The 20,043-nt window shown below is 60.3% G+C and carries 18 protein-coding genes; 9 read left to right on the top strand and 9 right to left on the bottom strand.

Going from position 1 to position 20,043, the window contains the following annotated elements; translation table 11 throughout:
• Window positions 1-87: 87 nt before the first annotated feature.
• Window positions 88-987: a LysR family transcriptional regulator gene (locus AC3IUF_RS17960; RefSeq protein WP_007918939.1), complete on the bottom strand. Its 900-nt coding sequence runs from the start codon at window positions 985-987 to the stop codon at window positions 88-90.
• A 289-nt stretch (window positions 988-1,276) separates the two neighbouring features.
• Between AC3IUF_RS17960 and moaB the strand changes: the two genes are divergently transcribed.
• Window positions 1,277-1,816 (top strand): molybdenum cofactor biosynthesis protein B, encoded by a 540-nt coding sequence (moaB, locus tag AC3IUF_RS17955; protein ID WP_489278860.1) that lies wholly within the window; start codon window positions 1,277-1,279, stop codon window positions 1,814-1,816.
• The gene (locus AC3IUF_RS17950) at window positions 1,813-3,018 is read left to right on the top strand and encodes a molybdopterin molybdotransferase MoeA (RefSeq protein WP_489281674.1); all 1,206 of its coding nucleotides are present in this window, start codon (window positions 1,813-1,815) and stop codon (window positions 3,016-3,018) included. The genes moaB and AC3IUF_RS17950 overlap by 4 nt, the downstream gene beginning before the upstream one ends.
• A gap of 128 nt (window positions 3,019-3,146) precedes the next feature.
• On the opposite strand, the gene AC3IUF_RS17945 is transcribed toward AC3IUF_RS17950, so the two are convergent.
• Window positions 3,147-4,043 carry a bestrophin family protein gene (locus AC3IUF_RS17945; protein WP_123376710.1) on the bottom strand — a complete coding sequence of 299 codons (897 nt, stop codon included), beginning with the start codon at window positions 4,041-4,043 and terminating at the stop codon, window positions 3,147-3,149.
• Between the two features lie 36 nt (window positions 4,044-4,079).
• On the bottom strand, window positions 4,080-5,078 hold the full coding sequence (gene moaA / locus AC3IUF_RS17940) for a GTP 3',8-cyclase MoaA (RefSeq protein WP_007918429.1): 999 nt from the start codon (window positions 5,076-5,078) through the stop codon (window positions 4,080-4,082).
• 354 nt (window positions 5,079-5,432) lie between these two features.
• Here moaA and AC3IUF_RS17935 point away from each other — a divergent pair, with 354 nt between their 5' ends.
• The 4 genes from AC3IUF_RS17935 to AC3IUF_RS17920 all read left to right on the top strand — a co-directional run bounded on the left by AC3IUF_RS17935 (window position 5,433) and on the right by AC3IUF_RS17920 (window position 10,429).
• On the top strand, window positions 5,433-7,757 hold the full coding sequence (locus tag AC3IUF_RS17935; protein ID WP_489278858.1) for an FdhF/YdeP family oxidoreductase: 2,325 nt from the start codon (window positions 5,433-5,435) through the stop codon (window positions 7,755-7,757).
• 106 nt (window positions 7,758-7,863) lie between these two features.
• Complete coding sequence (locus AC3IUF_RS17930; RefSeq protein WP_489281672.1) at window positions 7,864-9,267, top strand: cytochrome ubiquinol oxidase subunit I; 1,404 nt, start codon at window positions 7,864-7,866, stop codon at window positions 9,265-9,267.
• A gap of 3 nt (window positions 9,268-9,270) precedes the next feature.
• Window positions 9,271-10,287 (top strand): cytochrome d ubiquinol oxidase subunit II, encoded by a 1,017-nt coding sequence (gene cydB, locus AC3IUF_RS17925; RefSeq protein ID WP_007918423.1) that lies wholly within the window; start codon window positions 9,271-9,273, stop codon window positions 10,285-10,287.
• A complete protein-coding gene (locus AC3IUF_RS17920) occupies window positions 10,274-10,429 on the top strand; it encodes a DUF2474 family protein (protein WP_489278856.1) in 156 nt (51 codons plus the stop codon). Before cydB ends, AC3IUF_RS17920 begins: the two co-directional genes overlap by 14 nt.
• Before the next feature lie 361 nt (window positions 10,430-10,790).
• Here AC3IUF_RS17920 and AC3IUF_RS17915 read toward each other — a convergent pair whose 3' ends face one another.
• Complete coding sequence (locus AC3IUF_RS17915; RefSeq protein WP_007918421.1) at window positions 10,791-11,642, bottom strand: CAP domain-containing protein; 852 nt, start codon at window positions 11,640-11,642, stop codon at window positions 10,791-10,793.
• Between the two features lie 199 nt (window positions 11,643-11,841).
• On the opposite strand from AC3IUF_RS17915, the gene AC3IUF_RS17910 reads away from it, so the two are divergent.
• On the top strand, window positions 11,842-12,462 hold the full coding sequence (locus AC3IUF_RS17910) for a cell wall hydrolase (RefSeq protein WP_123376714.1): 621 nt from the start codon (window positions 11,842-11,844) through the stop codon (window positions 12,460-12,462).
• Here the strand turns inward: AC3IUF_RS17910 and AC3IUF_RS17905 are convergent.
• Window positions 12,459-13,346, bottom strand: a complete 888-nt coding sequence (locus tag AC3IUF_RS17905) for a LysR family transcriptional regulator (protein ID WP_489278854.1) — start codon at window positions 13,344-13,346, stop codon at window positions 12,459-12,461. The genes AC3IUF_RS17910 and AC3IUF_RS17905 overlap by 4 nt on opposite strands.
• 103 nt (window positions 13,347-13,449) lie before the next feature.
• On the opposite strand from AC3IUF_RS17905, the gene AC3IUF_RS17900 reads away from it, so the two are divergent.
• Window positions 13,450-14,847 carry an MFS transporter gene (locus tag AC3IUF_RS17900; protein ID WP_489278852.1) on the top strand — a complete coding sequence of 466 codons (1,398 nt, stop codon included), beginning with the start codon at window positions 13,450-13,452 and terminating at the stop codon, window positions 14,845-14,847.
• A gap of 102 nt (window positions 14,848-14,949) precedes the next feature.
• Here AC3IUF_RS17900 and AC3IUF_RS17895 read toward each other — a convergent pair whose 3' ends face one another.
• From AC3IUF_RS17895 to AC3IUF_RS17880, 4 genes are all read right to left on the bottom strand, one after another.
• A complete protein-coding gene (locus AC3IUF_RS17895) occupies window positions 14,950-16,398 on the bottom strand; it encodes a heavy metal sensor histidine kinase (RefSeq protein ID WP_489278851.1) in 1,449 nt (482 codons plus the stop codon).
• Window positions 16,395-17,066 (bottom strand): heavy metal response regulator transcription factor, encoded by a 672-nt coding sequence (locus tag AC3IUF_RS17890; protein WP_007918415.1) that lies wholly within the window; start codon window positions 17,064-17,066, stop codon window positions 16,395-16,397. Before AC3IUF_RS17890 ends, AC3IUF_RS17895 begins: the two co-directional genes overlap by 4 nt.
• A 9-nt stretch (window positions 17,067-17,075) precedes the next feature.
• A complete protein-coding gene (locus AC3IUF_RS17885) occupies window positions 17,076-17,333 on the bottom strand; it encodes a DUF2790 domain-containing protein (protein WP_038366121.1) in 258 nt (85 codons plus the stop codon).
• Window positions 17,334-17,563: 230 nt separating this feature from the next.
• Window positions 17,564-18,274 (bottom strand): murein L,D-transpeptidase catalytic domain family protein, encoded by a 711-nt coding sequence (locus AC3IUF_RS17880; protein WP_007918401.1) that lies wholly within the window; start codon window positions 18,272-18,274, stop codon window positions 17,564-17,566.
• A 151-nt stretch (window positions 18,275-18,425) separates the two neighbouring features.
• Between AC3IUF_RS17880 and AC3IUF_RS17875 the strand changes: the two genes are divergently transcribed.
• Window positions 18,426-20,042 (top strand): L,D-transpeptidase family protein, encoded by a 1,617-nt coding sequence (locus AC3IUF_RS17875; RefSeq protein WP_095113570.1) that lies wholly within the window; start codon window positions 18,426-18,428, stop codon window positions 20,040-20,042.
• Window position 20,043: the final 1 nt, after the last annotated feature.

Genomic DNA, 20,043 nt, shown 5'->3' with positions numbered 1-20,043 from the left:
TTTCTGCGTCGTGCGCAGAAACTGTGATCACATCGGAAACTGTGGGAGCTGGCTTGCCAGCGATGAGGCCGGGACATCCACCCTTGCTTATTCGGCAGAAACCTCAACCCCAAACAACTTCCGCGCCTCGGCAAAACACTTCTCGGCAATCGCCGAACGCGGCTCGGTCTTGCGCATCACCAGGCCTAGCGGCGCCAGCACGCTGGCATCCGGCAACTGCATGAACGACAGGTGCTCGATCGGCTCCTCAAGCCCGCTGTCCAGCGGCATGATCGCGCAGCAGAAGCCTTGGTGAATCGCCTGCAACAGCTGATAGGTCGAGTCGCTTTCCATGATCGGCTGCGGGCTGAGCCCACGGCTGCGGAAGCTCAAGTCGATGGATTTACGGTAATGCATGCCGGCGGTGATCATCCCCAGCGGTAACTCGGCAGCGTCTTCCCAGCTCATTTCCGAGCCTTCGAAATGGAAGTGGCGGTTGTCGTAGAGCAGGCCGACGCGGGTCTCGCCGATTTCGAAAAACTCGAAATAGTTCGGGTTGACGTGGTCCAGATAGCAGACGCCCAGATCAAGCTGATTGTTGCCCAGCCCGGCGATGATCTCGTCGGAACTGAGCGATGACAGGCTGAACTTCAACTCCGGATACGTCCCCGACAAACCCTGAATGTAATTGACCGGGTTGAAGCTGCTCAGCGGCACCAGACCCAGACGCAAGCTACCCACCAATTGCCCGCGACACGCCGCCGCTTCGGCGAACAAACCGTCATGCGCGGCGAGCAAGGTGCGCGCCCAGGCCAGCACGCGTTCGCCGGCCTGAGTGAACCCTTCAAAGCGCTGGCCACGGTTGACCAGCACCAGATCCAGCTCATCTTCGAGATTACGCAGGCGCATCGACAACGTCGGTTGGGTGATGTGGCAGCGTGCGGCGGCCTGGCCGAAGTGGCGGGTTTCGTCCAGCGCGATCAGGAACTTGAGTTGTTTGATGTCCACGATGGCACCTGCTCGATGGGGATTTTTTGATTGAGTATTGACGCGGATGCGCGAGACGCACGAAAAGCGCAGGGTGCGACGATCTCACTTGAACAGTTGTTCGTCCAATCGGAAGTATTTAAGGCACTATCGATCAGCTCTATCAGGCCCGGTTTTACTGGCCCTGAACAACGTGAAAGGCACCGATAGAGCCGGTCGATAATGTGGTTGGCCAGAGTGATTAGACAGTACTCATAAGTGGCACTTAGGCTGCTCGGCAATGTTGATTGACTGCTGCCGGAGAACTGCCATGAGTGCCAAAGCCGATGCCCTGTTTGTCCCCCTGAATATTGCCGTGCTGACGGTCAGCGATACGCGCGATTACGCCAGCGATACCTCGGGCCAGTTGCTGGTCAGTCGGTTGCTGGAAGCCGGTCATACGTTGAGCGAGCGCAACTTGCTCAAGGACGATCTGTACAAAATCCGCGCTCAGGTAGCGAACTGGGTTGCCGACGAAGGTATTCAAGTGGTGCTGATCACCGGCGGCACGGGTTTCACTGGTCGCGACAGCACGCCGGAAGCGGTGGCCTGCTTGTTTGATAAGCAGATTGACGGCTTCGGCGAGCTGTTCCGGGCGATTTCGATTCTGGACATCGGTACGTCCACCGTGCAAAGCCGCGCGCTGGCCGGGCTGTCGAACGGCACGCTGGTGTGTTGCTTGCCGGGCTCGACCGGCGCTTGCCGCACGGCGTGGGAAGGCATTCTTGCCGAGCAACTGGACAACCGTCATCGCCCATGCAACTTCGTCCCGCACCTGAAAGCCGTGCAAGCCTGCGGGTCACGCGGATGAGCAAAGCACCGTTGATGCCGGTCGAGGACGCCCTCGACCAATTGCTGTGCATGGCCAATGAGCAACGTCTGGCCGACAGCGAACTGCTGGCGCTCGACGATGCGCGTGGGCGGGTGCTGGCCAGTGATCTGCTGGCGACCCTCGACTTGCCGCCGTGGCCGAACAGTGCCATGGACGGTTACGCGCTCAATCTCGCCGATCTGCACCGACAGCCGCTGAAGGTCTCACAGAAGGTTTACGCCGGGCTGGCACCGGACACGTTGCTGCCCGGCACCTGCGCACGGATTTTTACCGGCGCGCCGCTGCCGCCCGGCGCCACCTGCGTCGAAATGCAGGAGAACGTTGAAGTGCTGGAGGACGGCCGCGTGCGCTTCTTGCAGCCGCTGAAGGCGGGGCAGAACATCCGCGCGCAAGGTCAGGAAAATCGCGTCGGCGACATCCTGCTGCGCGCCGGCAAACGCCTTGGACCGTTCGAACTGGCAGTCGCCGCCGGACAAGGGTTGGCGCAACTGCACGTGGTGCGTCGCCCGCGTGTGGCGCTACTGTCGACCGGTGATGAACTGGTCGAACCGGGTCAGCCGTTGCGCCCCGGCAGCATCTACAACAGCAACCGCGTATTGCTCGGCCACTGGTTGCGGGAATTGGGCTGCGAGGTGATCGACGCCGGCATCCTCCCGGATCGCCCGGCGCAGACGCGGCTCAAACTTGAGCAACTGCAAGTAAGCGTTGATCTGATTCTGACTACGGGCGGCGTGTCAGCCGGGGATGCCGATTGCCTCGGGCAAGTGCTGCGCGACAGCGGCAAACCGCTGTTGTGGAAACTGGCGATCAAGCCTGGCAAACCGTTGACGGTCGGGCATTTTGGCACGGTGCCGGTGATTGGTTTACCGGGCAATCCGACCTCGGCGCTGGTGACGTTTGGCTTGTTGGCGCGGCCGTATTTGCTGCGTATTCAGGGTGTGGAAGATGTCATGCCGCTGAGTTTTACGGTCAATGCAGGTTTCGACTGGCACAAGGCTGGCGGCCGCCGTGAATACCTGCGGGTGCGGCTGGAGGCGGGGCGTGCGGTGCTCTATCCCAATCAAAGCTCCGGCGTCCTGCTTGGCGCGACCTGGGCCGATGGCCTGGTGGAAATCCCCGAGAACAGCACGCACAGCCTCGGCGACCCGCTGCGCTTCATCCCCTTCAACGAACTCTTCTGACCTCACCACCAATCAAAACTGTGGGAGCTGGCTTGCCAGCGATGGCGGCAGGTCAGTTGGCATTGACGTTGGCTGATACGGCCTCATCGCTGGCAAGCCAGCTCCCACAGGGTTTTGAGGTGTACGGATCAGCTCAGCACATAATCCACTGGCTTCAGCGCCGGCGGCACTTCGGCGCCCAGTTCGGCGAGGATGTCGCGCTCGATGGTGCGTACCAGCGCATCGGTCGGCAGGTCGTTTTCGTCGCGGCCAAACGGGTCTTCCAGTTCATCGGCAATCGCATCGAGGCCAAAGAACGTGTAGCTGACAATCGCTGTGAACAACGGTGTCAGCCAGCCCAGCGGTTCGGCCATGGCGAACGGCAGCAGGATGCAGAACAGATAAATCGTCCGGTGCAGCAACAGCGTGTAGGGAAACGGCAGGGGCGTAGTCTTGATCCGTTCGCACACCGCTTGCGCCTGGGTCAGGCTGGTCAGGTGATTGGCCAGCAACATGTAGCGCCACTCAGTCAGTTCACCGTTCTGATGCAGATCGGAACACTGCTGGCCGATCGTTTGCAGAATGCGCCCACTGTAGTCCGGCGTCTGCGGATCAGGTTTCGGCATGATCCATTGGCTGCTCGCATCCGCTTCGCTTTCTTTACGCAAGCGCGCGTTCAACGCATGGGCAAAACCACAAAGATTGAGCAGCAACGGTTTACGCTCAGCCGATTCACGAATCACATGGGTTTCACGAATCACCGAGCGAATGTGCACGATCACTTCGCCCCAGGCTTTACGCGCCTCATACCAGCGGTCATAACAGGCGTTGTTGCGAAAATTCATGAAGATCGACAGCGACAAACCGAGCAAGGTAAACGGCGTGGCATTGACCTTGGTGAAGTTGCTCGGATGGAGGATTTCCACCAACACAATGGCCGAGGCAAGGAGGGTGACCATCAGCGTGCGCAGGGCGATGCGTTTGGCAATCGAACCCTTGAGGGTGAAGAGAATGGCGAACTGGTTGACCTTGGGTCTGATGATCATGCTTTGCGGTTCCGATAACCGATGAAACTGGCGGGATCAGCCGCCGGTCATGTTCATGAAGCGCACAACCTGAACATCGTCGTTCACTTCGAAATTATGTCGATACGGCTTGAGCTTCATCGCCTCGACAATGGCTTTCTCCAGCCGCTGCGGTTGCCCCGGGTGGGCGCGCAGCAGCGCTTTCAGATCCACCGAATGCTCGTTACCCAGACACAGTAGCAGGCGCCCTTCGACGGTGAGGCGTACGCGGTTGCAGGTGCCGCAAAAGTTGTGGCTGTGCGGTGAGATAAAACCCAGACGAATCTCCGGCGCCTCGGCCAGCCGCCAGTAGCGCGACGGGCCTTGTGTCGACTCGGCCGAGTCGATCAGGGTGTAGCGTTCGGCAATCTTTTCCCGCACCTGGGCGCTGGAGAAAAACGACTCGGCGCGACTGTGTTCACTGATGATCCCCAGCGGCATCTCTTCGATGAAAGAGACGTCGAGCTGACGATCAATGGCGAAGCTGACCAGATCGTTGATCTCCTGATCGTTACGGCCCTGCATCACCACGACATTGAGTTTAGTGCGGGTGAAACCGGCCTTGCGCGCAGCATCGATGCCGTTGATCACCTGCGCCAGATCGCCGGTGCGGGTCATCTGTTTGAAGCGCTGCGGATCAAGACTGTCGAGGCTGATGTTCAGGCGTTTGACCCCGGCGTCGAACAGCGGTGCCGCGAGTTTGCCCAGTTGCGAGCCGTTGGTGGTCATGCACAGTTCGCGCAGGCCGGGCAGGGCGGCGATCTGCTCGCAGAGCTTGACCACGCCCGGGCGGATCAATGGCTCGCCACCGGTCAGGCGAATCTTGCGCGTCCCCAGCGCCACAAAGCTCTGCGCCAGTTGATAGATTTCCTCCAGCGTCAGCACTTGTTGGCGGGGCAGAAACTGCATGTCTTCGGCCATGCAATAGACGCAGCGGAAGTCGCAGCGGTCGGTTACCGACATGCGCAGATAGTCGACGCGGCGGTTGTAACCATCGATCAAGACACGCTCTGACATGACAGCCTCGCAGGAATGAAAACCCCGGTTGAAGGAGTTTGGTCAGCGCAGGTTATGGCTAACTTTAAGTGCCGTCCAATCACTGTTAATGAACAGCTGATTGATCCCGTCGATGATGAATTATTTTGCGCAAAAAGTTGCTTCGTTAGTTTCGCAAAGCCCCGTAAATAAAGGGTTTTAATCCGTGATAGATGCTTTCGATAAGTCGGTCATTAATAGCGATTAGACAATGTTTTGTAACGGTTCATATCCTTGCCCCGGCAAACCCAACGACCCCTTTTCAACCTTGAAAGTCGGCCGTCGCTGTTTAACCGAATCAGGTTCATGCCTGTGTGCATCGTCATGGAGAGTCCCATGTCACAAGTCGACCGTTACAAACCCTACAAAGGCGCCGCTGCCGGTTGGGGCGCTGTCATCAGCCTCACCAAGAGCTGGCTGGGCAGTGAAAACGCCCTGAAAAACATCCGCGCCATGCTCAAGACCAACCAGAACGGCGGCTTCGACTGCCCGGGTTGTGCCTGGGGTGAAGCGCCGGGCGCGAGCATGTTGAAGTTCTGCGAAAACGGCGCGAAAGCGGTGAACTGGGAAGCGACCGGACGTTTGGTCGACCCGGCTTTCTTCAACAAGTACACAGTGTCGAGCCTGGCCGAGCAGAGCGACTACTGGCTGGAGTATCAGGGTCGTCTGACCCACCCGATGCGCTACGACGCGCGGGTCGACCGCTACGTGGAAATCAGCTGGGAAGATGCTTTTGCGCTGATCGCTGATCATCTGAAAAACCTCAAATCGCCGCACGAGGCCGAGTTCTACACCTCCGGCCGCGCGAGCAACGAAGCGGCGTTTCTCTATCAGTTGTTCGTCCGTGCGTTCGGCACCAACAACTTCCCCGACTGCTCGAACATGTGCCACGAAGCCAGTGCGGTGAGCATGATCGAGACCCTCGGTGTCGGCAAAGGCACCGTGGTCTACGAGGACCTGCATCACGCCGACGCGATTTTCGTCATCGGCCAGAACCCCGGCACCAACCACCCGCGCATGCTCGAACCGCTGCGTGAAGCGGTGAAGCGCGGCGCGCAAGTGGTCTGTATCAACCCGCTGAAAGAGCGTGGCCTCGAGCGTTTCCAGAACCCGCAGAACCCGCTCGAAATGCTCAGCAACGGCTGGGAAGCGACCAACACCGCGTACTTCCGTCCGGCCCTTGGCGGCGACATGGCGATGATTCGCGGCATGGTCAAATTCCTGTTGGAGTGGGAACGCGAAGCTCAGGCGACTGGCGGCGAGCCAGTGTTCGATCATGCGTTCATTGTCGAGCACACCACAGGGCTCGACAGCTATCTGGCTGAAGTCGAGGCGACAAGTTGGGAGCACATTCTCGAGCAGTCCGGCGTGCCGTTGCATGACATCGAACTGGCCGCGCGCATGTATGGCCGCGCCAAAAGCGTGATCATGTGCTGGGCCATGGGCCTGACCCAACACGTGCATTCAGTGGCAACCCTGCAGGAAGTCATCAACCTGCAACTGCTGCGCGGCAACGTCGGCCGTCCGGGCGCGGGGCTGTCGCCGGTTCGCGGCCACAGTAACGTGCAGGGCGACCGCACCATGGGCATCAACGAACTGGCGCCGAAGGACTTGCTGGACGCGCTGCAAAAACGCTTCAACTTCGACGTGCCGCGCATGCACGGGCACAACACGGTGATGGCGATCGGCGCCATGGAACGCGGCGAAGCCAAGGTGTTTATCGGTCTGGGCGGCAACTTCGCCCAAGCCACGCCGGACACCCCGCGTATCCACGCGGCGATGCGCAAACTCGACCTGACCGTGCATATTGCGACCAAGCTCAACCGCAGCCACTTGGTCACCGGTCGCGACGCGCTGATCCTGCCGTGCCTCGGGCGCACCGACATCGACATCCAGGCTGAAGGCCCGCAAGGCGTGACCGTTGAAGACACCTTCAGCATGGTGCATTTGTCGTTCGGTCAGTTGAAACCGAAGTCGGCGCAGTTGAAATCCGAGCCGGCGATCATTGCCGGGATCGCCGCCGCAACACTGGGCAAACATCCGATTGATTGGGAGTGGGTGGTGGGCGACTACGGGCGCATCCGCAACCTGATTGCCGACGTGATTCCGGGCTTCGAGAACTTCAATGAAAAACTGCTGATTCCGGGTGGTTTCCACCTCGGCAACGACGCCTCGGATCGGGTCTGGAACACCGCCAGCGGCAAGGCGCAGTTCACCCCGTGCGTGCTGCCCGAGCACTTGATCAGCGAGGGCGTGCGCAACCTGCCGGTCAAGCCGCATCTGATTCTGCAAACCATGCGTTCCCACGATCAGTACAACACCACGCTGTATGGCCTCGATGACCGTTATCGCGGTGTTTACGGCATGCGCGATGTGATCTTCGCCAACGAGCAGGACATCCAGCGCCTGGGCTTTGAACCGGGGCAGAAGGTTGATCTGGTGGCGCTGTGGGATGACGAGCGCGAGCGTCGGGTCAGCGGTTTCACCCTGATTGCCTACGACATTCCGCCAGGGCAGGCAGCGGCGTATTACCCGGAGACTAACCCGCTGGTACCGCTGGAAAGCTACGGCGACCGCACGTATACGCCGACCTCCAAATTCGTCGCGATCCGCCTTGAAGCCGCGAAGGTCAGCAACCTGATCCCGTCGTCGCTGGCGTAACCCGCGACTCATAAAAACCATAGCAATTTGACTGGCTGCAGGCGTTCGCGTCTGGCGGTGGCCCGGGTTCGTGCTGCCGCTTTTCAGCCTGGATGAGGACATCATCATGTTCAATCTGGAGGCACTGGACCTGGCGCGAATTCAATTCGCGTTCACGGTTTCGTTCCACATTATTTTCCCGGCGATCACCATTGGCCTGGCGAGTTTCCTCGCGGTACTCGAAGGCCTGTGGCTGAGAACCCGCAATGACACCTACCGTGATCTCTACCATTTCTGGTCGAAGATTTTCGCGGTCAATTTTGGCATGGGCGTGGTTTCGGGACTGGTCATGGCGTACCAGTTCGGCACCAACTGGAGCGGCTTCTCGGATTTTGCCGGGAGCATCACCGGGCCGCTTTTGACCTATGAAGTGCTGACTGCGTTCTTCCTTGAGGCCGGTTTCCTCGGGGTGATGCTGTTCGGCTGGAACCGTGTCGGCCGTGGCTTGCACTTCTTTGCCACGGTAATGGTCGCCATCGGTACGTTGATTTCGACGTTCTGGATTCTTGCGTCCAACAGCTGGATGCAGACGCCGCAAGGCTTTGAAATCGTCGACGGTCGGGTGATGCCGCTGGACTGGCTGGCGATCGTGTTCAACCCGTCGTTCCCGTTCCGGCTGGCGCACATGGCGATTGCCGCGTTTGTCGCCACGTCGTTCTTCGTCGGTGCCTCGGCTGCCTGGCATTTGCTGCGCGGCAATAACACGGCGCCGGTGCGCAAGATGTTTTCCATGGCGTTGTGGATGGCGTTGATCGTTGCGCCGATCCAGGCAGTGGTCGGTGACGCCCATGGCTTGAACACGCTGGAACATCAACCGGCAAAAATCGCCGCCATCGAAGGTCACTGGGAAAACGCCGACAACGGCCCGACGCCGCTGGTGCTGTTCGGCATCCCTGATATGCAGGCGGAGAAGACCAAGTATGCGCTGGAGATTCCCTATCTCGGCAGCCTGATCCTCACCCACAGCCTCGATAAGCAGATCCCGGCGCTGAAGAGCTTTCCGAAAGAAGACCGGCCGAATTCGACCGTGATTTTCTGGAGCTTCCGCGTCATGGCCGGGTTGGGGATGTTGATGATCCTCGTTGGTTTGCTGGGGTTGGCGCTGCGCCGGGGCGGCAAGCTTTATCAGCATCGCGGCTTCCAGCGACTGGTGTTGTTGATGGGGCCGAGCGGGCTGATTGCGCTGCTGGCCGGTTGGATTACCACGGAAGTCGGGCGTCAGCCGTGGGTGGTTTATGGCTTGTTGCGCACTCACGACGCGGCATCGCATCACTCGGTGGCGCAGATGAGCACGTCGCTGGCGCTGTTCGTGGTGATCTATTTCACCGTGTTCAGCGTGGGCATCGGCTACATGATGAAACTGGTGAAAAAAGGCCCGCAGCCGCACCACGAACATCCACCTGCGGGCGATGAATTGCAGACGCCGCGTCGACCGATTTCGGCGGCTACCGCCCCTATGAAGGAGCATTGAGTCATGGGTATTCAAGGTATCGATCTCTCGTTGATCTGGGGAGTGATCATCGCCTTCGGGGTGATGATGTACGTGATCATGGACGGCTTCGATCTGGGCCTGGGGATCCTGTTTCCGCTGATCCCGGATGAGCAGGAACGCGATGTGATGATGAACACCGTCGCGCCGGTGTGGGACGGTAACGAGACGTGGCTGGTGCTCGGTGGCGCGGCGTTGTATGGCGCGTTTCCGCTGGCGTACGGGGTGATTCTCGAGGCGTTGTATCTGCCGCTGATCCTGATGCTTTGCGGTTTGATTTTCCGCGGTGTGGCATTTGAGTTTCGCTTCAAGTCGTCGCCGCAAAAACGTCATTGGTGGGACAAGGCGTTTATCGGTGGTTCGCTGCTGGCGACGTTCTCGCAAGGTGTGGTGATTGGCGCGTATGTGTCCGGGATTCCGGTGGTCGATCGGCAGTTTGCCGGCGGCGGTCTGGACTGGTTGGCACCGTTTCCGCTGGTGTGTGGCGTGGGGCTGGTGATCGCGTATGCGTTGCTCGGCAGTACGTGGTTGCTGGTCAAGACCGAAGGCATGCTGGAGTCGCGGATGCGTCTGTTCACCCGGCCGCTGGCCTTGCTGTTGATGGCGATGGTGCTGGTGATCGGCGTGTGGACCCTGCAACTGCATCCGGAGCTGGCGACACGTTGGTCGACACACGGGCATCTGCAGGTGTTTGCCGGATTGGTGGTGTTGGCGTTGCTGGCGCTGTTCGGGCTGCTGCGCACGTTGCGTCAGCGCCATACGCACTGGCCGTTTGTGTTCACCCTGGTGCTGATGTTGCTCGGTTACATCGGCCTGGCGCTGAGCATCTGGCCGAACATCATCCCGCCGTCGGTAAGCATCTGGGCCGCCGCGTCACCGCCGTCGAGCCAGTTGTTTGCGCTGATCGGTGCACTGTTCATCCTGCCGGTGATCCTGATGTATACCTTCTGGAGCTACTACGTATTCCGCGGCAAAGTGAGGATTGGCGATGGCTACCATTGATTCGCGCGAAGTGAAGAACAGCCGCTGGTACAAGCGTCTGGGCTGGCTGTTGTTGATCTGGCTGGGCAGCGTGGTGTCGCTGGCGGTGGTGGCGAGCCTGCTGAAACTGGCGATGTATGCAGCGAGGATGAGGACCCACTGAGCCTGAAAAACCGCAGCCAGGCTGCGGTTTTTTATTGCCTCAATCTTCCGAGCGACTGCTGACCCTGTGGGAGCTGGCTTGCCAGCGATAGCGGTGGGTCAGTCGACATCAATGTTGAAGGGGCGGGCCTCATCGCTGGCAAGCCAGCTCCCACAGGGTTTTGTGTTGTTCAGGGATGATGAGCATTACACCGATCATTGTGGGAGCGAGCCTGCTCGCGAAGGCGTCAGGTCAGACAATGTTGATGTTGAATGTAAGGGCCTCTTCGCGAGCAGGCTCGCTCCCACATTGGATCTCGGTTCGGCCGAAGATCTACTGATCAACTCAAGCCCCTGTGGGGGCGGTGTGTTTGAGATTTGAGTTACTGGGCGCCGAACATCGCGGTCCAGTAGATACCGGCACTGCTTTTCGGGTCGGTCGCGTAGGCGGCGCCGAGTTCCTGGTATTGCGGGTTCATCAGGTTGGCGCAGTGGCCGGGACTGGCGAGCCAGCCTTCGACGACTTTGTGCACGGTGTCTTGTCCGGCGGCGATGTTTTCGCCGACCTGTTGGCCGCTGTAGCCGGCGAGTTCGGCGCGATCGCCGGGAGTACGGCCGTCGCGGTCCTTGTGGTCGAAGTAGTTGTTGTTGGCCATGTCGCGGCTGTGATCCTGGGCGATCGTGCCCAGCGTCGCGTTCCACGCCAGCGGTGCGGCAGCGGCGAACGCCTGACCACCACACTGACGCGCCTGACTACGGGCGACATTGAGTTCATTGAGCAACTTCTGTCCCTCACTTTGCGCGTCACCGAGCTTGGCCGACAGCAGCGGCCGCGCCAGCACGATGCGCCAGTCACGGTCATCGCGGCTGACACCGACATCGACGAACTGCGGATCGAGCACCACCTGACAGAAACTCTCCTGAATTGCCTTCATCGCCGACGCCGCATCACGCGGGCCGTTGAGCGTGATCGCCTGCACATTGACCATCGGGTAACTGGCGCTGGCCATGGCTTGCTGCAGATCGACGGCACCGGTAGCGCGTAATCTCAGCCGTGGATCAGCTGACAGCGGTGGCAGTTCGTTCGACGCCTGACTGCCGCAACGCTGCGGCTGGCTGCGGTAGCTGTTGATCGACTCGATCAGTTGCGATTCATCGCCAGCCATGGCCGGAATGGCAAACATAACGCCCACGGACAAAACGGCAAGACGCAAAACGGATGGCATGAAGCGCATGGAAATCTCCCTGGAGCTGAATGCGCCCATGATGCGCGAAAGGCCCCCGGGGAGTGCAATGTCTTTTTTCTTCATTCAGCGGTTTTTCTGCGCAACTTTGCCGATGGATTTGCCGTCTACACTCACCGAAGGCCCCGGAAACCGGGTGTCTCCCCGACGTAACACCTTGCCCGACTCGGGCGCTGCCGGAAGAACAGACATGGGATTGAAAGGATGGGCGGGTTGTCTCGTATTCACCCTGTTGGCAGGCTCTGCATGGGCCACCGATCAGGCCCCGATCAAAGCGAAGGCTGAAGAAAAAGCCCAAGTGCTGGAAGAGAAAGCGGCGGACAAAGTCAGCGCCGCACCGGCACCGAAAGCCGAAGCCATTACCCCCACCGAAGTGCAGGCAGTGGACCCGGTCGGCGCCGCGCCGCTGGATGATCCGATCACTTGCCTGGCGCGCAGTATCTATTGGGAAGCCAAAGGCAAAGACACGCCGGAAATGGAGGCCGTGGCCAGTGTGGTGATGAATCGCCTCGGCCACGAAGGTTTCCCCGATACGGTATGCGCTGTCGTCAAACAAGGCTCGGAAACCAAGAGCTGCCAGTTTTCCTGGTGGTGTGACGGGCGTCCGGATCAGGTCAAGGAAGATGCCGAATACACGCTGGCCAAGGATATCGCCCGCAAAGCGCTGAACCGCCAGCTCAAGGATCGCACCAACGGCGCGCTGTATTTCCACGACCGCAATGTGCATCCGAGCTGGGCTAAGGAGTACCGCAAGACTGCCGAAACGAAAAAATTCCTCTTCTACAAACCAGCGGGTGGCGACGCGCGTTAAGCGCAGACCTGCCGCACACAATCGCGCAACCAGCGATGCGCCGGGTCGGTGTCCATGCGCGGGTGCCAGAGCATCGACACGCTGATGTCCGGCATCGCGAAGGGCAGGGCGAAACTGTGCAGGCCCGTGCGCAGTTTGCTCGTATGACGTTGTGGAACGGTGGCAATCAGGTCTGATTCCCGCACCAGCGTCAGCGCTGCCGAGAAGCCACCGAACGAGGTGACGATGTCCCGCGTCAGTCCGAACGCGAGCAGTGCTTCGTCGACCGGGCCGCTGCTGCGCCCACGTCGGGAGATAAGAATGTGCTGGCCACCGGCAAAGCGCTTGCTGGTTATTTTTCCCGCGCTCAACGGATGCCCCTCACGCACTACACCGATCCACTGATCTTGAAACAGGATGCGGCTGTGCAGCGTCGGGTCGGTGCTGTCGTCGACCACGCCGGTTTCCAGATCGACGCGACCTTCGCGCAACGGCGTGCTGTCCTTGTCGGCTTTCTGCACAAAACGCAGGCGCACGCCGGGTGCTTCTTCGGCGATCCGCGCGAGCAGGGCGGCGGCAAAGGTTTCAACAAAACCGTCGGTGTTGCGCAGGGTGAAGGTGCGTTGCAAGCGGCCGGGGTCGAGCACTTCGGCAGGTCGTAAAACCGCTTCGGCGTCTTGCACCAGATGACTGACCCGTTCGCGCAGTTCCAGTGCGCGCGGCGTCGGTACCAGGCCACGACCCGCTCGCACCAGCAACGGATCTCCGGTGGTTTCGCGCAGACGGGCAAGGGCGCGGCTCATGGCCGACGGGCTCAACCGCAAGCACTGGGCGGCGCGGGCGACGCTGCCTTCACGCAGTAACACGTCGAGGGTAATCAGCAGGTTCAGATCCGGGGCGCTCATGACATGGCGTTCCATGCAGGTATTGAGTGCAAAGCATGCGTCTTGCGCCGTGTGTTGTCGAGGCTCAGGCTATGGCCGGTCACCTTTGCACTGTGAGCCTGCCATGTCCCAAGAACCCCTGAGCACTTCGGCCCGATGGGCGCTGACCAGTCTGGCCCTGTCGATGTTGATGCCGTCGCTGGACACCAGTATTGCCAACGCAGGGTTGCCGGTTCTGGCGACGGCGTTCGAGGCGACGTTTCAACAGGTGCAATGGATCGTGCTGGCTTACCTGCTGGCGATCACCACGCTGATCGTCAGTGTCGGGCGGCTGGGCGATGGCTTTGGTCGACGTCGATTGCTGTTGATCGGGATCGGCATTTTCACCAGCGCTTCGTTGGCCTGCGCGCTGGCACCGGGACTGGGCTGGCTGATCGGTGCGCGAGCGGTGCAAGGCGTCGGCGCGGCGATCATGTTCGCCTTGACCGTGGCGTTGGTGGCCGATGCGGTGCCCAAATCGCGGGCGGGCAGCGCGATGGGGTTGCTGGCAACAATGTCGGCGACGGGCACCAGTCTCGGGCCGTCGCTGGGCGGGCTGTTGATGACGCATGTCGGCTGGCAGGCGATATTTTTGCTCAACGTACCGCTGGGCTTGCTCAATGCGTGGCTGGTGTACCGCTATTTGCCGGCGGATCGGGCAACAGGGCCGCGAGTCGCGTTCGATTATTCTGGCAGCGTGGTGCTGGTGTTGACGCTGGCGGCCTATGCGCTGGCAATGACCCTTGAAGGTTTCACCGTGCCGTTGCTGCTGGCCACCCTGGGCGGCGCAGGATTGTTCATCGTGGTCGAGATGAAGGCCAAGTCGCCGCTGATTCGTTTGTCGCTGTTTAGCGACGCGCGATTGAGCAGCAGTCTGACGCTGACGTTGCTGGTGACCACGGTGATGATGACCACGCTGGTGGTCGGTCCGTTTTACTTGCACCGGGGTTTGGGTCTCAGCAGCACAATGGTCGGCGTGGCGTTATCGATCGGACCGCTGTTGTCTGCGTTTGGCGGTGTGCCGGCCGGGCGTCTGGTGGATCGTTTCGGCGCGCGCCGGATCGTGCCGGGCGCGTTGCTTGGCATGGCCTGCGGTTGTGGCTTGCTGGCGCTGTTGCCGATGAGTCTGGGGTTGCCCGCCTATTTGCTGCCGATTGCAGTGGTCGCCGTCGGCTATGCGCTGTTTCAGGCGGCGAACAACACCGGGTTGATGGCCGGAGTTCGTCAGGAGCAGCGCGGCGTGGTTTCGGCGATGCTCGGGCTGGCGCGCAATCTTGGCTTGATTACCGGGGCGGCAGTAATGGGTGCGGTGTTTGCGCTGGCGGCGGGGGATCCAACGCAGGCGCCGGCAACGGCGATTGCCAGTGGATTGCATATCACTTTCGGCGTCGCCTCAGCACTGATGCTGACAGCCCTGATCATCAGCCGAGCCGAGATCAAGCTGTGGGAGCGACAGCGCGCCGATTCGACCTGCTCGCGGTAGCTGCGGGTCAGGGAAAGTTGATGTTGATCAAGCTGACCTCATCGCTGGCAAGCCAGCTCCCACAGGGTTTTGGGTTGGCCGGAAATCTGGATTCAGCGCCAATCATTGTGGGAGCTGGCTTGCCAGCGATGACGGCGGAAAAGTCGATGAAGGTGATTGCCGGGCGGGGAAGAACAATTCGAAGCAGGTGATGCCATCGACACTGCTGACGCTATAGCGGCCCTGATGCAACTGCATGATGGTCGCGACAATCGACAGGCCCAGACCATTGGATTGCGCCGAGCGCTCGCGTGACTGATCGACGCGGTAAAAACGCTCGAACAGCCGGGCTAAATGTTCAGGCGCAATGGTTGTGCCCTGATTGCGCACCCGCAGATAACTGCCATCCAACTCGGCAATTGCCTCCACCTGCACCGTCGAATCAGCCTCTCCGTACTTGATCGCATTGGCGCACAGATTGGCCAGTGCGCGGCGTAGCAGCATCGGCTCGGCCCAGATCACACCGCTGCCACGGGCCTCGATACTCATCCCGACATCTGCCGCCAATCCTTCAAAGTAATCGGCAATGCGTTGCATCTCATCCGCCGCATCCAGCTCCTGGCGCTGGCTCAGGGCACTGGCCGGATCGGTGCGCGCCAGAAACAGCATGTTGTCGAGCATCCGCGTCAGCCGTTCGAGCTCTTCGACGTTGGAGGCGAGCAACTGCTGATAAGCCTCGATACTGCGATTCTGCTGCAGCGCGACCTGGGTTTCGCCGAGCAGATTGTTGATCGGCGTGCGCAGTTCATGGGCCATGTCGGTGGACACCTGACTCAATTGCGCAAAACCCGTGGCGAGGCGGTCGAGCATGGCATTGAACGCCTCGATCATCGGCTGCAATTCTCGCGGCGCACCGCTGCTGGCGAGGCGTTCGCCAAGGTTGCCGACACCAATGCCATGAGCGTGCTTCGCCAGTTGCCGCAACGGCAGCAAACCGCGATACACCAGCAAACAGCCAACCACCGCCAGTAACAGTGCCGCCAGCGAGGCGAGTCCATAAACACTCAAACGGTAATTGGCGAGCATCGCCGTGCGCTCGCTCATCAGGCGCCCGGTGGTGACTTGCAGATTGCCCAGTTCGCCGGAATCGATACTCGCCGCCACCGCCGAAAACGGCACGCCGTCGACACTCGGCAGATGCTGTACGTCTTTGAGTGTCATCGCATGATCGATGGGCACCGCTGGCAACGTCGGTGTATTCAGGTTGCCCGGGTTGACCACCAGCAGCGGCGGTTGCCCCGGCGTGCCGATGGTCAGCAGTGCTTCGTGGTTGCCGAGCATGTTCTGGAACAGCGCCGGTTTGTTCTTTATCAGCTCCAGAGTGTTGCTGTCGTTGAGAAAGGTGCGCAACTGATCGATGCGGCTGACCAGCGCTGTGTCATCACGGCGGATCAACTGCTGCTCCAGTTCGTTGTACAGCGCAGCGCCGAGGCCAGCCAGCGAGGCGAACGCAAGCAGGGCGAACACCAGCGCCAGGCGCAAGGTCAACGAATACGGCCGAGGGCTGCTCATGGCTGCGTATCGAAGCGATAACCGATGCCGCGCACGCTGTGGATCAGCTTGAGCTGGAACGGATCATCGATCTTCGCCCGCAAGCGGCGCACGGCGACATCGACCACATTGGTGTCGCTGTCGAAATTCATGTCCCACACCCGTGAGGCAATCAGCGAACGCGCCAGCACTTGTCCGGTATGCGTGGCGAACAACTGCAGCAACGCAAACTCTTTGTTGGTCAGGGTGATGCGTACACCGGCACGGCTCACGCGGCGCTTGAGTACGTCGATCTGCAGGTCGGCGACTTGCAGTTGTTCGTCTTCATGGATCGGCCCGCGCCGGGTCAGGGTGCGCAGGCGCGCCACCAGTTCGGCAAAGGAAAACGGCTTGATCAGGTAATCATCAGCGCCCAGTTCCAGGCCTTTGACGCGGTCAGCAATGTCATCGCGAGCAGTGAGGAACAGCACCGGCGTGTCAGCCTCCTTGCGCAACCGGCGCAGGACTTCCCAGCCATCCATTTTCGGCATCATCACATCGAGCACGATCACATCGAAACTGTGTTCCAGCGCCAGGTGCAGCCCGTCGGCACCGTCGCGGGCGAGGCTGACGCTGTAACCCAGTTCCTGTAATCCGTTGAGCAGGTAATTGCCGGCCTTGGGTTCGTCTTCGACAACCAGAATATTCATCGATCAGTCTCAATGGTCATTGATGCAACCGCTGCCTTGTACCTGATAGTCCAGCACATGCTCGCGGCCCTGATGGTCGAGATAATTCAATTGCGCCGGGACCACGCCACACGCTTGTGAAATATCAGTGCTGGACAGGACTTTGTCGACATCCAGATTGACGTAGAAGCCGGATTTGTCATGAATCACGGCGGTGTCGGGCATGTTCGCGGCGAACGCGCTGCCGGTGGCGAGGAGGGCGGTGAAGGCGAGCAGGAGGCTTTTCATGATCAGTCACTCAGTGGTCAAAGTTGATCGGCATTGGCGCCGGGACAACTTCAGGCTACCGAGCGATCCGCACGGCAAACCGACAGCTGAATGACAAAGTTGTAATGAAAGTGACTGCGAATCTCCCTGTAGGAGCTGCCGAAGGCTGCGATCTTTTGATCTTGCTTCTAAAAGTCAAAGTCAAAAGATCGCAGCCTTCGGCAGCTCCTTCAGGGATTTGTGGTGGTCGGTCAGCTCGCGTGGGTATTGAGGATGCTCGCCACCTGCTGCGGCTGGCAGTTCAGATAAGGCGAAGACTTCAACCAGCGCTGATCCGGGTACCACGAAAACATGAACTGGCCGTTCTTCAAGCGGTCGATCACCTGCTTGGCAATCTGTGGCCGTACCGCCGGGCAACCCTGGCTGCGGCCGATGCGCCCCTGTTTCTTGCTCCACAACGGATTCACATAGCTGGCGGCGTGAATGACGATCGCACGATCGCGGGCCATGTCATTGAAACCCGGCTCCAGACCGTCCATGCGCAGCGAATAACCGTGGGTGCCGCTGTAACTTTCCTGGGTGCGGAACAGGCCGAGGCTGGACTGGTAACTGCCTTCGACATTGGAAAACTGCGTGGCGAAGTTTTCCCCGGAGTTGGAGCCGTGGGCGACCAGATCGCGCAGCACCAATTTCTTTTTGCTCAGGTCGAAGATCCACAGGCGGCGTTCGGTGGACGGTTGCGAATAGTCGATGATCGCCAGATGGCGGGACGGCTTCGCACCGTTGTTGACCGCGCATTGCATGGCGTTCAAAGCACCTTTCAGCGCTTGGGGATTGAGTTCTGGCGCGGCGTGCGCGAGGCTGGTGAAGAGAACCGGCGATGGTTTGCCGGCGGCAAAAACTGGACTGGTCACGACGATAGCGGTGGCAGTCAGCAGAAGTCGGCGCAAAAACGTCAACATTTTATAAAGTGTCCTCACTTGCTACATATTTGGCACTTTGGCTCCTGACTCCCAGTCAATACCCGCAAGCCCGCAGATCGAGCCTGACTGTTCAGCGCACCTGATGTAAGGTTGGCCATCATCTAGACGGCCATGGATTGGAGTAAAGCAGTTGTTCAAAAAGTACGCATGCTACTTGAGCATTTGTTTGCTCGCTGCGCCGTTTGTCGCTTGTGCCGATGAGCCGCTGCCACCGCTGGAGACATTGCCAACACCACCGGCGGAAATGCCGGTCGAGCCGCAGAGTCCGTTGCAGGCGGTGTTGATCAGTCTGGCGCAGTCGTGTCCGGCGATTGCCACGCGCCTCAACGGCCCGGCGCTGACGCAACTGCAAGCGTTCTACCAGCAGCAAGACTGGATGCCGGTGTGGGCCAACGAATCCGCACGATTGCCGGTGTTGCATGCGCAATTACAGCTGTTGGCCGATGATGGCCTCAATCCAAAAAACTATCCGATCGCCACCACGGCGCCTCAGGATGGCGAGTTGTGTGCCGACATCGACATCAGTCGCAACTATCTCCAGGCCCTGCAGGATTTGCACTACGGTCTCCTGCTGCAATCGCACTTCGAACCGCTGTGGCATGCCGACGCCACTCCGCGCGACCGTCAGGCGGAATTATTGGCCATCGCCGTTCCCGGCCTGCACGACATTCCCGCTGCGTTCGACCTTGCCCGTCCGCGTCTGGCGCAATATCAGGACCTGCGTCAGCTCTATGCGGCGCAACGGCTCAAAACCTTGCCGCAATGGCAAGCGGTGGGCAACGGGCCGCTGCTGCGCCCGGCCATGGAAGACAAACGCGTACCGGAACTGGCCCAGCGTCTGTACAGCGAGGGCTATCTGACCCAGATCATTGGCACGCCCGGCAATGCGTATGACGGCGTGCTGGTCGACGCCGTGAAGAGTTTTCAGGCCAACCATTCCTTGCAGGCTGACGGGGTGGTTGGGCCGGGAACGATTGCTGAACTCAACATCAGTCCGCTGACCCGCCGCGAACAGTTGCGGGTCAACCTCGAGCGTTTCCGCTGGATGGCCCAGGACCTGGAGCCCAATGGCTTGCTGGTCAACGTCGCCGCCGCTGAACTGACGCTGTATCAGGGCGGCGTGGCGGTGTGGCAAACGCGCACTCAGGTTGGCCGCGCCGAGCGCCAGACGCCGTTGCTCAAATCCCGGGTGACACGCCTGACCCTGAACCCGACCTGGACCGTGCCGCCGACCATCTGGAAAGAAGACAAACTGCCGGAAATCCGCAAGGACCAGACCTTCCTCAGCCGCCAGAACCTGCAAGTGCTCGACGCCAACGGTCAGCCGCTGGCGGCAGCGGACATCGACTGGGACAACCCCGGCAACATCATGCTGCGTCAGGATGCCGGGCCGCGTAATCCGTTGGGGCAAATGGTCATCCGCTTCCCCAACCCGTTCTCGGTGTATCTGCACGACACGCCGAGCAAGGCGCTGTTCGAAAAAGGCCCGCGCGCCTTCAGCTCCGGCTGCGTGCGGGTCGAGCATCCGATGCAATTGCGCGACTTGTTGCTCACACCCGCAGAAAAGGCCCGCACCGAAACCCTGCTGGCCACCGGCACCACCCACGAATTTCGCCTGTCAGCGCCGGTGCCGATCCTGATGACTTACTGGACGGCACAGGTCGACAGCAGCGGCCGCGTGCGTTACTCACCGGACATCTACAGCCGTGACAGCGCCTTGCTCGCCGGCCTTGATCGGGCGCATTGAG

It is taken from the genome of Pseudomonas sp. KH_040, assembly GCF_057839305.1.
Note: the sequence above shows the minus strand (reverse complement) of the source record. Positions and strands in the feature narration are given on the sequence as shown.

Bases quoted from the DNA above. Each gene is read 5' to 3' on its own strand.
- moaB (WP_489278860.1), top strand. From the start codon at position 1,277: ATGAGTGCCAAAGCCGATGCCCTGTTTGTCCCCCTGAATATTGCCGTG.
- AC3IUF_RS17950 (WP_489281674.1), top strand. From the start codon at position 1,813: ATGAGCAAAGCACCGTTGATGCCGGTCGAGGACGCCCTCGACCAATTG.
- AC3IUF_RS17945 (WP_123376710.1), bottom strand. From the start codon at position 4,043: ATGATCATCAGACCCAAGGTCAACCAGTTCGCCATTCTCTTCACCCTC.
- moaA (WP_007918429.1), bottom strand. From the start codon at position 5,078: ATGTCAGAGCGTGTCTTGATCGATGGTTACAACCGCCGCGTCGACTAT.
- AC3IUF_RS17935 (WP_489278858.1), top strand. From the start codon at position 5,433: ATGTCACAAGTCGACCGTTACAAACCCTACAAAGGCGCCGCTGCCGGT.
- AC3IUF_RS17930 (WP_489281672.1), top strand. From the start codon at position 7,864: ATGTTCAATCTGGAGGCACTGGACCTGGCGCGAATTCAATTCGCGTTC.
- cydB (WP_007918423.1), top strand. From the start codon at position 9,271: ATGGGTATTCAAGGTATCGATCTCTCGTTGATCTGGGGAGTGATCATC.
- AC3IUF_RS17920 (WP_489278856.1), top strand. From the start codon at position 10,274: ATGGCTACCATTGATTCGCGCGAAGTGAAGAACAGCCGCTGGTACAAG.
- AC3IUF_RS17915 (WP_007918421.1), bottom strand. From the start codon at position 11,642: ATGCGCTTCATGCCATCCGTTTTGCGTCTTGCCGTTTTGTCCGTGGGC.
- AC3IUF_RS17910 (WP_123376714.1), top strand. From the start codon at position 11,842: ATGGGATTGAAAGGATGGGCGGGTTGTCTCGTATTCACCCTGTTGGCA.
- AC3IUF_RS17905 (WP_489278854.1), bottom strand. From the start codon at position 13,346: ATGAGCGCCCCGGATCTGAACCTGCTGATTACCCTCGACGTGTTACTG.
- AC3IUF_RS17900 (WP_489278852.1), top strand. From the start codon at position 13,450: ATGTCCCAAGAACCCCTGAGCACTTCGGCCCGATGGGCGCTGACCAGT.
- AC3IUF_RS17895 (WP_489278851.1), bottom strand. From the start codon at position 16,398: ATGAGCAGCCCTCGGCCGTATTCGTTGACCTTGCGCCTGGCGCTGGTG.
- AC3IUF_RS17890 (WP_007918415.1), bottom strand. From the start codon at position 17,066: ATGAATATTCTGGTTGTCGAAGACGAACCCAAGGCCGGCAATTACCTG.
- AC3IUF_RS17885 (WP_038366121.1), bottom strand. From the start codon at position 17,333: ATGAAAAGCCTCCTGCTCGCCTTCACCGCCCTCCTCGCCACCGGCAGC.
- AC3IUF_RS17880 (WP_007918401.1), bottom strand. From the start codon at position 18,274: ATGTTGACGTTTTTGCGCCGACTTCTGCTGACTGCCACCGCTATCGTC.